The 12,718-nt window shown below is 60.7% G+C and carries 9 protein-coding genes; 5 read left to right on the forward strand and 4 right to left on the reverse strand.

Annotated features, from left to right (window positions below; all coding sequences use genetic code 11):
- Positions 1-134: 134 nt before the first annotated feature.
- Positions 135-1,448 carry a VpsF family polysaccharide biosynthesis protein gene (locus AC0L3I_RS10785; protein WP_473526867.1) on the forward strand — a complete coding sequence of 438 codons (1,314 nt, stop codon included), beginning with the start codon at positions 135-137 and terminating at the stop codon, positions 1,446-1,448.
- An 18-nt stretch (positions 1,449-1,466) separates the two neighbouring features.
- Here AC0L3I_RS10785 and AC0L3I_RS10790 read toward each other — a convergent pair whose 3' ends face one another.
- Positions 1,467-2,846, reverse strand: a complete 1,380-nt coding sequence (locus tag AC0L3I_RS10790; protein ID WP_473485534.1) for a glucosamine inositolphosphorylceramide transferase family protein — start codon at positions 2,844-2,846, stop codon at positions 1,467-1,469.
- A 263-nt stretch (positions 2,847-3,109) separates the two neighbouring features.
- On the opposite strand from AC0L3I_RS10790, the gene wecB reads away from it, so the two are divergent.
- From wecB to AC0L3I_RS10805, 3 genes are read left to right on the forward strand one after another with little or no spacing between them, the layout of a single operon-like run.
- Positions 3,110-4,264, forward strand: a complete 1,155-nt coding sequence (gene wecB / locus AC0L3I_RS10795) for a non-hydrolyzing UDP-N-acetylglucosamine 2-epimerase (RefSeq protein WP_473526868.1) — start codon at positions 3,110-3,112, stop codon at positions 4,262-4,264.
- Positions 4,257-5,594, forward strand: a complete 1,338-nt coding sequence (wecC, locus tag AC0L3I_RS10800) for a UDP-N-acetyl-D-mannosamine dehydrogenase (RefSeq protein WP_473526869.1) — start codon at positions 4,257-4,259, stop codon at positions 5,592-5,594. The genes wecB and wecC overlap by 8 nt, the downstream gene beginning before the upstream one ends.
- A complete protein-coding gene (locus AC0L3I_RS10805; protein ID WP_473526870.1) occupies positions 5,591-6,394 on the forward strand; it encodes a WecB/TagA/CpsF family glycosyltransferase in 804 nt (267 codons plus the stop codon). The genes wecC and AC0L3I_RS10805 overlap by 4 nt, the downstream gene beginning before the upstream one ends.
- A gap of 82 nt (positions 6,395-6,476) precedes the next feature.
- On the opposite strand, the gene AC0L3I_RS10810 is transcribed toward AC0L3I_RS10805, so the two are convergent.
- A complete protein-coding gene (locus AC0L3I_RS10810) occupies positions 6,477-7,916 on the reverse strand; it encodes a lipopolysaccharide biosynthesis protein (protein ID WP_473526871.1) in 1,440 nt (479 codons plus the stop codon).
- A gap of 152 nt (positions 7,917-8,068) precedes the next feature.
- On the opposite strand from AC0L3I_RS10810, the gene AC0L3I_RS10815 reads away from it, so the two are divergent.
- The gene (locus tag AC0L3I_RS10815) at positions 8,069-9,187 is read left to right on the forward strand and encodes a glycosyltransferase family 4 protein (protein WP_473526872.1); all 1,119 of its coding nucleotides are present in this window, start codon (positions 8,069-8,071) and stop codon (positions 9,185-9,187) included.
- 75 nt (positions 9,188-9,262) lie between these two features.
- Here AC0L3I_RS10815 and asnB read toward each other — a convergent pair whose 3' ends face one another.
- Together asnB and AC0L3I_RS10825 are read right to left on the reverse strand one after the other, a co-directional pair.
- Positions 9,263-11,152 carry an asparagine synthase (glutamine-hydrolyzing) gene (asnB, locus tag AC0L3I_RS10820; protein WP_123148204.1) on the reverse strand — a complete coding sequence of 630 codons (1,890 nt, stop codon included), beginning with the start codon at positions 11,150-11,152 and terminating at the stop codon, positions 9,263-9,265.
- 321 nt (positions 11,153-11,473) lie between these two features.
- Entirely contained in the window at positions 11,474-12,715 is a 1,242-nt protein-coding gene (locus AC0L3I_RS10825; RefSeq protein ID WP_473526873.1) for a glycoside hydrolase family 5 protein, read from the reverse strand.
- Between the last annotated feature and the right edge of the window lie 3 nt (positions 12,716-12,718).

Here is a 12,718-nt window from a genome sequence, read left to right on the forward strand (position 1 = left end):
TACAGAAAGATCGTTAACATGTCATTTTCCAAGTTGGCATATTTTGCCGAGTCACGCACCGCGTCTGTTCGGCGGTCCCTTGCATGGATTTCGTTGGCCAGAATGCGGTTTGAGTACCTCCACTTGGATGGGCCATGAGCTATCCCGCTGCCGCATCGGAACGATTGTTGTCCAGCCAGGCGCGCCGTCAGAACGCGCTGTCGCTTCTGTTTTTCCTATGCGCTGCGTTCGCGTTCCTGCTCCGCTTCACGGTGTCACCGCAGATCATGAACATGGTCGTCGACTATACGGCCGACGGTGGATCATTTTACGAGAAACTGCATTTCGGCACCTATGCTATCTTTCTGCTGCTTCCTTTCGTTCTTTTCAGCCGACCGTTTCTGCTGCAGGGCGACGAAATTGGAATATTCAAGGCTTTGCTGCTCTATTCCGCGCTGATTTTCGCGCTGGTGCCGTATCTGTTCGTCACCGGCCGTGCGGGCTCCTCCGGGTTCATCATCGATACCTATCTGGTGGCGGGCGCCGCAGGCCTGTTGATGCTGGCCTTGAACGCGGAAGTGCGGCGGGCGTTGGGCGACATCGTGCTTGGAATGGTGATCGTCAGCGCCGTGATGGGCACGATCGAAGCGGTGACTCAACATCGATTTCTGCCTTATGGTCTCAACGAACTGCAGTTCAGGCCAATCGGCCTGTCGGCGCACCCGCTGGCACTGGGCGCGCTCTGCGCCACAGCCATCGGATTCGTGCCGCTGACGCGCTGGCGCATATGGGTGCGGGTACTGGCGATCTTCGTATTGCTCGTCGGTTGTGCTGCCTCAGGCGCTCGCGCCGCGCTGATGCTCGCTGCCGCAGAAACCCTCATTCTGCTGATGTTCGTGCCTTGGCCGCGCCTGACTCTCAAACATCAGCGGCAGGCCAAGTCCGTCGTGCTGCTGTTCGCCCTGGCGGGCGGCGCAGTGCTGGTGGCCATACTGTTTTCGGGCGGGCTGCTGAATCGATTCGGCAACACGATCTTTGACGAAAATTTCATGGCGCGTGTGACGATCTACCAGGTGTTCGGGCTCGTTAGCTGGAAAGACATCCTGTTCGGCATGAACGTCGACGACCTGCTGGCGATCGTCAACGAGAAGCTGCATCTGCCCTACATCGAGAGCGCGCCGGTGGTCATCATCATGCTCTTCGGCTTGCCCATAGCCGTGCTCTTCATCGTGCTGGTATTCTGGTTCATTTTTCGGCTGCTGCGCGCGGCGCCGCTGCCGGCATGGATCGGCACCATGACGTTCCTGCTTGCTGCGCTGTCGAACAACGCGCTCTCGTCAAAATCGCCGGAGATCGCGATCATCGTGGTGCTGCTGCTTGCCTATAGAAACGCGCCGTATAGAAAGCAGCCGAAGGGCATTTCTTCGGCCGCGGTTGCATCCGAGCCGAAACTGGATCGGCTCGACTAAGCGCAACCTCCGGACGCGTCAGCCGGCGCTATCCACAACCTCGACATTGCCTGCGCGATTAAGCGTGTGAATGCCCGTGCGGAGCCATGCCGGCCCCGGGCCGATCGGGCGGGGCGGCGCAAAACGGACGTCGAAATCGTCAAGCCGGTCCAGGCGCATCAACCCGAGACCGCCGCCATAGGCTCTCGACCCGTTTTGCACCGGCAGAACTACGGCGTCACCCTGGCGAATAAAGGCGCCGCCGGGCCGAGCGGCCGAGTGATCGACGGCGATGGGATTGAGCGCATGCGCAACCCACGGCCCGCGCAGCGAGGGTGAGGAATAGACCGTCATCGTATCCGACGCGCTGCCGTAACCGAACCGCTCCGTCCCCAACAGCCAGAAGCGCCCATCCGATTCGAGCAGCGTGGCGTCATTGAAATCCTTGTCCGTCATCAGCACGGTATCGCGTACCCAGCGATCGGGAAACTGCGCGGCGCGGTAGAGCACAAGCTCGCGCGCCGCCGCACTTTCAGGAATCATGAAAATCTCGCCGGCCTGAGCGAACACCTGCGGATACGACAGGTGGTGCATTTCCTCCAGCACCACCCTCGGCACACCGAAGGTGCCGTCGTCACCCAGTTCGGCGACAGAAATCACGCCGCGACCGATAGCGTAGGGAAATTCCTCGACAAACAGATAGTGGCGGCCATCCCGCTCGAGGACGAATGGATCGGCATAGAATCGCTGGCCATCGTCCGCGAGGACGGTGAACGGCGTACCGTCGAGTTGCCCGGTTTCGGCGACACCTGGCCCGTCGATCAGCCGATAGGCAACCTGCCAATAGAAGGGGCGCCGTCCAAGTCTGAGTTTTTGCACGGCGCGATCGACCAACCCCTTGCAGAAAATGGGCAGATAATGCCGGACAAAACCGCCGTTCCTGAGGATCGGCGCCGGGCCATCGGCAACTGGCACAACTTCGCCCGCGGAAAAACGGGCGACGCTTTGCGCAACCAGCGAGATGGCCCCGGCGAGCAGGTCGTTGCAGCTGCGAGATAGCCAGAGCCGATCGCTGAGCATCGGTCGCCCCCGGGCGACTGTGACACCATCGAGGCGAGCGGCAAGTTCCGGCAATCGCCCGCTCGCCAGCATCTCGGCCACCCCAGCGGGGAAGGTGCTGTGACCGCAAAATTCGAGCGTCAGAACCGGCGTGCCACGTCGTGCGGCAGTGCCGGTGAGATCGATTACGAGGTCGGCTGGACCAGAACCGCCAGACGGCAACGGCTCGGAGCGGCTTGCCAATGAGGGACCGAAGCGCCGGCTCTCGATCGCCAGCACAATATCCAGGCCGCGTGCGAGCGGCGCAGGCGTCGCCGCGCGGCTGCTCGAAACCACGTGACCCGCTGCGTTCAACCGCACCAGAAGCTCATTTTCCCAGCGCCGAGATCCGGCAGTGTGGCCGATAATTAAAATATTACTCAATCGAATATGTTCTTTTTCAAGACTACTCTGCCAGGATACCTATCGGCTTAGGCTTTCATAAGAGTTACTGGGGAGAACGCGGGCTTGGCTGTTAATCATATATTAAGATTTAAGGTCACGAGGGCGGCTTCTGCCGCTATTATAGCTCTTGTAGCGAATAATCAGCAGGTCGCGACGCCTTCCAGCGACCAGGATCAGCAATGAACGTCCTTTCACATCCGAAACTGCCATCCAGGCAAAAACTGCTGATCGTGTTCGGCACGAGGCCGGAGGCGCTCAAATGCTTTCCGGTGGTGCGTGCCGCACTTGCCCATCCGGGTTTTATTACCGAGACATGCATCACCGGCCAGCATCGCGAGATGGTCGACCAGGTCATCGAGTTGACCGGCCTGCCGGTGCATCACGATCTCAACGTCATGCAGCCCGGCCAGACATTGTTCGACGTGACCTCGCGCGTGCTGCTGGGCATGGCCGAAGTGCTGGAGAAGGCGAAGCCCGATATCGTCCTCGTGCAAGGCGACACGACCACGGCGATGACTGCGGCTCTGGCTGCCTTCTACAAGCGCATCCCGGTCGCCCATATCGAGGCAGGTTTACGCAGCCACGACATCAACTCTCCCTTTCCGGAAGAACTGAACCGCAAGATTGCCGGCGACATCGCGAGCTGGCATTTCGCGCCGACCATCCAGGCGCGCGACAATCTCATCGCCGAAGGAAAGGCTGCGAGCACCATCTTCGTGACCGGCAATACGGTGATCGACACGCTGTTGCATTTTTCCGGCGCAATCGACGCCGACAAGCTGATGAGGGCAAAACTCGCCGCCCGCTTCCCGTTCCTCGATCCCGCCAAGAAAATGATCCTCGTCACCGGACATCGCCGTGAGAATTTCGACGGCGGTATCCATCGTATCTGTACGGCACTGAAGGGGTTGGCGATGCGCGAGGACGTGCAGATCGTCTATCCGGTCCATCCCAACCCCAATGTGCGTTCGGTGGTAAACGCAGAACTGGGCGGCGTGTCGAACATCCATCTCGTCGACCCGCAGGATTATCTGCCGTTCCTGTACCTGCAGAAGCAGAGCTATCTGGTGCTGACCGACAGCGGCGGCGTGCAGGAAGAGGCGCCTTCGCTTGGCAAGCCGGTGCTGGTGATGCGCGAGAATACCGAGCGGCCCGAGGGAATCGCGGCGGGCACCGCCCGTCTCGTCGGCACCGATATCCAAAAAATCCTGTTGAATGCCAACAGCCTGCTCGACGATCAGGCGGCCTATCGCGGCATGGCGGAACGACACAACCCGTATGGCGATGGCCGGGCCGGTAACCGGATCGTTGAGGAACTGCTGCATCATGGCTGAGATCAAGACCGTTTCCGTTATCGGCATGGGCTATATCGGCCTGCCGACCTGTGCCATCTTCGCCAGTCGCGGGCTCGACGTCATAGGTGTCGACGTCAACGAAGCGGTGGTCGAGAAGGTCAATCGCGGCGAAATCCACATCGTCGAGCCGGACCTCGATGGTTTGATCCAGAAGGTTGTAGCCAACGGCAAGCTTAGGGCTTTCAGTACGCCGCAGCCGGCGGACGCCTTTATCATCGCAGTGCCGACCCCGATGACCGAGGACCACAAGCCTGACGTGAGCTATGTGCTCGCGGCGGCACGAAGCATCGCCTCGGTGCTGAAGCGGGGAGACCTTGTGGTGCTGGAATCGACATCGCCGGTCGGCACGACGCGCATCATGACGGGGCTGCTTGCCGAGTTGCGGCCCGATCTCAAATTTCCTCTGGTGCATGGCGAACAGGCCGATGTCCTGGTCGCCTATTCGCCCGAGCGCGTGTTGCCGGGAAAGGTCCTTACCGAGCTGATCAACAACGATCGCTCGATCGGCGGACTGTCGCGCAAGTCGTCGGAACGCACCGCGGCACTCTATTCAACCTTTGTTGCCGGCGACCTGTTCACGACCCGGGCCGAAAGCGCGGAACTGGTGAAGCTGACCGAGAACGCGTTCCGCGACGTCAATATCGCCTTTGCCAACGAACTTGCGGCAGTGTGCCAGGATCTGTCGCTCAACGTCTGGGAGGTGATCGATCTGGCTAACCGGCATCCCCGCGTGAACATCCTCCAGCCGAGCCCGGGCGTCGGCGGCCACTGCATTGCGGTCGACCCATATTTTATCATCGACGCCGCGCCTAACAGCACACGGCTGATGGCTTCGGCACGCCGGATCAATTCCGAGCGTCCCTTGTCGGTGGTCAGGGACATAGAAGCCTTGCTCGACCCTTCCCGCAAGCAGACGATCGCTTGCCTTGGCCTCAGCTTCAAACCCAATATCGACGATATGCGCGAGAGCCCGGCCGTCGAGGTGGTGAAGCTTTTGTCAGATATTCCCAACCTGAAGATCATTGCGGCCGAACCAAACGCACACAGGCTGCCGCATGAGCTCGAGGGCAAGGGCATCGTCTTCACCGATGCGCTTTCCGCTATCGACCGGTGCGATATCGTCGTCCTGCTGGTCGACCATCGGCAGTTCAATCTGGTTGATCCCGAAGCGCTCAAGGACAAGAAGCTCATCGACACAAGGGGTTTGTGGACCTGGCGCAAGGCACGCAAGCCCGACGCCCGCATCGAAGGCAGGAAATCAGCGCTCGAACACCTGGCGCTTCCTGCAAGTGCAGAGGAGGCCGCATGAACGCGCACGACCCGGCATGGGCGCAGCATCGCGTGTTGGCGTCACGGCGCCGGGAATTCCTTGGCGCGCCGATCCATGCACTGACCATGGCCGAGACGCTGGCCATCGCCGATGAGGCGATGACCCTGCGGCGGCCGCTGCATCATGTGGTGGTGAATGTCGCCAAGCTTGTGAACATGCGCAACAATACCGAGCTGCGGGAAGATGTTGCGACGGCGGATGTGATTAACGTCGACGGCATCGGCGTGCTTTGGGGCGCGCGTCTTTGCGGTGTCGCGCTGCCGGAGCGGGTAGCGGGTGTCGACATCATGATCAATCTGTTGAGCCTCTGCGCGAATCGTGGCTTCAGGCCCTTCCTCCTGGGCGCCGAACAATCCGTTCTCGATGCCGTTAGAATGAGACTTGCCAGGGATCATCCGGGCCTCGTCGTCGCCGGCATGCGCAATGGCTATTTCAAACCGGAAGACGAGGCCGGCATCGTCGAGGCGATCAACGCCTCGGGCGCCGACTGCCTGCTGGTGGCGATGCCGACGCCGCGCAAGGAGCGCTTTCTCAAGCGCTATCGTGACGAACTCACCCCGAGTTTCGTCATGGGCGTGGGCGGCAGTTTCGACGTCTATGGCGGCAAGGTTGCCCGGGCGCCAAAAGTGGTTCAGGCGGCCGGTCTGGAGTGGTTGTTTCGCGTGGCACAGGAGCCGCGACGCTTGTGGCGCCGCTACTATGACACCAACACTGCCTACGCAGCGCTGCTGTGCCGGGAGCTAAGGGACCGTCGGGGAAGCCGAAAGGTCGATCTTTAAGGAGCGATAACCCCAACAAACGGGCGGCCGGCCTGGGGCTACAGCATCGGTCCGAACGGCAAATTCAAAATGCCATCGCGGTCTATGCGAGCCGTAGCCGCGCCCTCAGCTTGGCTATGAATTGCATCGCGGCGGCAGGGTAGAACAGCCAGGTCAGCCCGAAGAAAACCACTGCGCCAGCGGTGCCGCCGGCGACGAGCGAGAAGATGGCCGGCATATCACCGAGCAGAGCGCTGGCAAGGCTGGCGGCCAGCCCCGTGCTGAGCGAGATGGCGACCGAAACGCCGATGTCGCGCCATGGCACCGGCACCGGCGTGAGCCGTTCGCTGATGATGATGCAGGCTAAAAGGCCTGCCAGCGATCCGCCCGCCAGCGCTAAAGCAGCGCCGACCTCCGCCATTGGAGGGATCAACAGTACGGACAGTGCGATTGTCGCCACCGAGCCGAAGGAATTGGCGATGATCAGCAGCCACGGACGCTTGTGCGCATGCACCACGGTGCCATAGACGAAGCTCGCGAGATTGGCACACAGCACGCTGAAGGCGATGATCGGAAAGAGCAGGCCGAAACGACCGTGATATTCGGAGGGCAGCAGGAGCTGCGTGATATCGCTGCTGAGTGCGACCAGCATTGCCGCAACCGGCAGGCAAAGGCGGATCATCAAGGCCATCAATTGCGACAGCAGCCGGCCCGACGCCGCGGGCCCGTCGTCGTCGAACCGGCTGACCACCTCGGGAAAGGCGCCCATGTTGATGGAGTTGGCGACCATATCGATGGGCTGGCGGGCCAGTGCGTAGGCGGCCGCGAAGATCGCCACTGCGCCGGCATCGTAGTAGATCTTGAGGAACACACGCTCGGCGCTGTGCAGGCCGAAGCCTACCAGCGCCATGATGACCAGGGGCGCACCGAGGACGAAGAACTCCTTTTGGGTGAAACGTGGCGGACCGGCAACGACGCGTCGGGATGCCATTAGGCCCGCCACGATACCGGCGATTAAAACGCCGAGGCTCGAGCCGAGCGATACCGTCAGAAAGGAGTCTTGAAACATGACGATGGCGCCGATCGGCAGCGCGAGTTGCAGCACGGCGCGCAGGAACTCGAGCATAGAATAGACCGAATGACGCTGCTGCATCTGCAGCACCGTCAGCGCGAAGCGGCCGATGGAGCCGGCGATCAGGTAGCTGCAGACGGCGATCGCGAACTCGACCCAGCGCTCCGGCACGATCACTGCGGAGGCGACCACGGATATAATCAGCGCCAGTGCGGTGCTGGCAAGCAACACCCGCCCGGCCAGCATCAGGCTGCCGCGGCTGACGTCGCCTTTGCCGCCAAGCCTGAGCAAAGCGATGCGCAGCCAGTTGGTGACGGCAATGTCGGTCATTTCGCCGACGGTCACCACCAGGGTCAGCAGGCCATACTCGGTCTGATCGATCAACCGCGTCACGATGACCAGCAGGAGCAGCGCGGAAATCCGCGTCAGCAGGATCGCCGGGGCATAGATGAGCGTGGAGCGGAGCAGCAAAGGGTTGTCCCCGGGAAATTCATCTTCGATTAACCGTCGACCGGCGGAAAATCCAGCGCGATGACGGCAAAGGGTGAACAGATTCAGTTTGAACTAACGGATTCGTCGTAGACCTATTTGAAACCTTTGCCTTGTCGTTCTGAAATGGGCTCATGTTGCAGCGTCTGGTTCACAATCGAAAAGTCCATGTGCTTGTCGCGACGCCTTCGGGCGTTTCGGGGCAGGGAGGCATCGACCGCATCATGGGGGCGCTGAAGCAGGAGTTCGAGCGGCAGGAGATCGCCGACATCGATGTGCGCTTCCTTGCCAGCCGCGGCCCTGGGCATGTCGGATTTTCGATCTTCTACATGTTTGACTTCTGCTTGCGGACGCTTGCAGCGCGTTTGGCCAAGCGCGCCGATGTCATCCACATCAATATATCGGTCTCCGGCAGCACCTATCGCAAGATGGTGATTGCCGCCTGCGCGCGGCTGCTGTCGATACCCTATGTCCTGCATCTGCACGGGGCGCAGTATGAGACATTCTGGAAAGGCGATCATAGTTTCATGAGCCGCCGCATCGAAGCTCTGTTCGAGCGCGCCGGTCGGGTGATCGTCTTGGGCGGGCTTTGGCGCGACTTCGTCGCCAGCCGGGCACCTGGGGCGGCCGGCAAAATTGTCATTGTTCCCAACGCCACGGCGGTTCCCTCCTTGGCGCATGTCGGTGGCGGCGACCATGTCCATATCCTGTTCCTTGGCCGCATCGGCGACCGCAAGGGCGTGCCGCAATTGATCGATGCGCTGCACCGCATGAAACCCATCGAGGGTTGGCGCGCCACGATCGCCGGCGATGGCGATGTCGAGGCGGCACGGATGAGAACGGCCGAACTGGGCCTTGCCGAGCGCGTTACCCTTCCTGGCTGGGTCGGGCCCGACGACGTCGCATCGCTGATCGCTTCGGCGGACATTCTGGTGCTGCCTTCCTTTGCCGAAAACCTGCCCGTCTCGGTCATCGAAGGCATGGCCGCAGGCCTCGCGATAGTGACGACGCCTGTCGGCGCCGTGGAGGACATCATCACCAACGAGCAATCCGGGTTGCTGGTGCCGCCCGGCGATGTTGCGGCGTTGACCGAGGCGCTGACACGGCTGGTCGAGAATCCGGCATTGAGAGCCAGGCTTGGTGCTGCCGCGATGGCCGTGCATCGGGAACGGCTTGAGCTCGCACCATTTGTCGGCGCGATCTGCGACGTCTGGAGGTCGGTCGCGTTAAAGGCTCAATCGGTCAAGCGCTGACGCTGTCCTGTAAATTCGGACGCTGAGATTGCGACGCGCAGCTGCGGGTCGAGCGCGACACCGATCCCATTGGCGTCACTGAGGCGCCCCAAGCTCGAACTCGCGATGGAATATCTCCAAATTCAACAGCGCCCAGATCAGCTTTTCGTGGTCTGCGGCGCCCTTGGTGTGCTCCGAGACGATTTGATCAAGGTATTTCGCGCTCAAATAGCTGCGAATGACGGAATGAGAGGAGCAAAGATGGTCGTGCACGTAGTTCCTCATCGACCCGCGGAACCATTCGGCGACGGGCACCTTGAACCCGATCTTGCGGCGGTTGAGAATTTCCTCAGGAAGCATGTTGGCCATGCTGTTGCGCAAGATCAGCTTACCCTTCCGCCAACCCACCTTGTAGCGATCGGGCAATTTGCTGACGAACGCAACCAGATCGCGATCGAGGAACGGCATTCTTCCTTCGATTGAACCGGCCATCATCATGCGGTCGCCTCGTTCCAGGAGATTGTCGGGCAACCAGGACGTCTGATCGAAAAACAGCGCCCGGCGAAGATGGGATGCCTTCGCGCTTGAGGAGAACGGGAGGTTGTTACGCTGATTGCGGCAATTGGCCGGCGCACCGGTGAGGCGACCGTGTTGCCGCGCCGTCATGGCTCCAAACCAGGAGATCATCCGGGTGGCAAAGTCCCTTTCGCCCGCGCTTCGGGCAAATGTATCGAACTTGGCCGATGCGCCAGGCATGGCGCGTATCAAAGGGGCGAGGAGGTTGTCGTGGAGCAAGGCTGGAACGAGCGACCGGTAGATTCCAGCCAGCGACTCTGCGCGATGTTTGGGATACCCGCCGAGGATCTCATCTGCCCCTTCCCCTGTGAGCACCATCTTGACGTCCTGCGAGGCTCGCTCCGACATCAGGTAAATTGGAATATCCGAACTTTGTGAAACGGGCGCCCCTAGATGGCGAATCAACTTGGGCAGGTGGTCAATCAGGTCGTCCGCTTCAATGACCAGTTCGCAATGATCAGTCTTGAAATGATCGGCGACGCGTCGGGCGAATGGGAGTTCGCTATAAGCCGGCTCGCTGAAACCGACCGAAAATGTACGAATGGGCTTGTCGCTGTGCTTGGTCATCAGGGCGACGATTGCTGACGAGTCGAGGCCTCCGGAGAGAAAGGCGCCAAAGGGCGCATCGCTGCGCATTCTGATCTCGACGGAATGGTCGAGCAGTTCCAGGAATCGTCGCTTGGCGGTTTCGTCGTCGATCTCTTCGGTCAGATCCGTTTGATCTGGAGGCGTATAATAGCGCGTTTCCGTCACTGTCCCTTGCGACCAAACAGCATAGCTTCCGGGGTTGAGTTTGCGGATCTGTTTAAAAAGCGTGCGTGGTCCAGGCACGTAACGCCAGCGCAGATACTCGTGCACGGCGTCCAGATCGAGCTGCTGCGCATTTGGCTGCGATGACAGCAACGCATTGATCTCCGAGGCGAAGGACAGCAATTTTTCGCTTTGCATGAGGTAAAGGGGCTTTTTGCCGAAGGGATCCCGGCCGAGGATCAATTCGTGCCTCTGAGCATCCCAGAGCCCAAAAGCGAACATGCCGCTCAATCGGTCAAACATGGACAAGTGCCACTGATCATAAGCTCTGAGCAGCACTTCGGTATCGGAGCGCGTTCGAAAACGATGACCGAGGCCGATCAGTTCCTGGCGCAACTCGATATAGTTGTATATTTCGCCGTTGAAAATAATTCTGAGACGGCCGTCGTCGATATGCATCGGCTGATTTGAATCGGCGTTCAAGTCAATAATCGCCAGGCGGCGATGCACCAATGCCAATTGGTTCTCGCCGGTGTTCAAGTCCAAGAACTCGGTGCCTTCGGCATCGGGACCACGATGCCGCAATGCGTTGGACATTCCGGCGGCCCGATCTTGTGGATTCTCGACCCTCGGCCCGATCCAGCCGGCAATTCCACACATTATCTCTTCCCTGGGCGCGCGTATTGGCGCCGCTATTTACGACGAATGTATTAAACACTTGGTTGCCGACGAAACCGGATCGCGAGGAAAAAGCCGCCAAGGTGATTCAAGGCAGAGGTTGATCGGTTCAATCAGACTCTGCCGGCCTTATTGAAGTGCCACCGACGGTTGCGGCCGCAGACCGTAGCTCCGTTGCTTGATTGATAGCCAGCAAGAATGCTGGCTAGACGGCTATTTAACAAAGGCAAGCCGATCTCGATCCAATGTGGCGGGGACAGGTGGCGTTGCCGCCCGGCTGCCTACCCGCAGAGGGTATGGCAACTATGGCAGGCCCAGTGCCCGCAACATCTCCTGGTCCGGGACCGCAGGCCCTTCGGGCCGGATGACGGTCATTCCATAGGGATTCGAGAATTCCCAGACAGACCATGGTATCGCGAAGCGTTCCGCCTGCTGGCGCACCGCCGTGAGATAACGCAGACGGTCAGCGTCGAACGCGCCCATTCGGCCGTCCGCCGACATGAGGATGGCGCCGAATTCGCCCATGAAGAGCCGCCGGCTTGGAATGCCATGCGCCTCGGCCCAGTCGACCGCCTGACGGAAGCTCGCTTCGAGTTGGCTCAGGCCCCAATTGTGCTCGAAATATCGGGCGATTGCTTCACGCGTCGCGACCATGTTCATCACCTGCTCGACTGGGCTCAAGCCGGCCGCGTCCATCTGCGCCTTAAGGGTTTCGGTCACCTTTTCGGGCGTACTGCTGTCGGCCGGCCAGGGCAGGCCCGAGGCGAAGGCGCCTGTCCCGTCGGGCCGCTGGTGGGTGAAACTGTGCGGCTCATACATGTGGAAGCTGTAGTAGAGGTTCGGATCGTCAAACCCCGGGGTGAGATTGACCAGTCCGGCAATGCTGCCGCCACAGGCGCCTGTTGCGACGATGGTGAGTTCGCTGCTGACTACGCGAATATCGCGAACCGTGTCTGCCATTATCCGCTGCCAGTCATCGCTCCCGCTCGAATCACAGGGGTAGTATGCCGGCTCGTTATAAGGCTCGAGGGCTACCTTGTCGGTGCCAACCTTGACCAGCATGGTGGCGACCGCCACAACCATTTCGCGATAGCTGACAACGCCCTCGCTGTCGGCTCCGTCATAGATCATCTCCATGCTGTAGGTCGGAACCTGGGTGACACCGTGCAGATCGAAAACCACCTTAAGGCCGGCCGACGTGACCCGCTCGACCGCGGCGGCAAGTATGTCCAACGCCTGCTGCCGTTTGGCGCCCTCGCTGGCAAGCAGAGGGCCGGGGTCGACGCTCAGCCGGACGAAGTCGAAGCCCATCGATCGAATGCGCGCAAACGCGTCGCCGCCGGGCCAATCGGCGAGCGGCCTGTGTCCAGCGCGCCACTCCTCCTCGCTGCGATAGGGCGGCCAACGGTAGGATCCATCGTCGTCTACCGACGACCAGTTCAGCCATTCATGCACGCCAACGCCGCGCTGGAGCGGGATCGGCGCAGCGTTGGCGGCGATCGCCATGCCGAGCACCCACGCTGCAACACACGCCATCCTTCTCATCAT

Source organism: Mesorhizobium sp. WSM4840 (assembly GCF_055811755.1).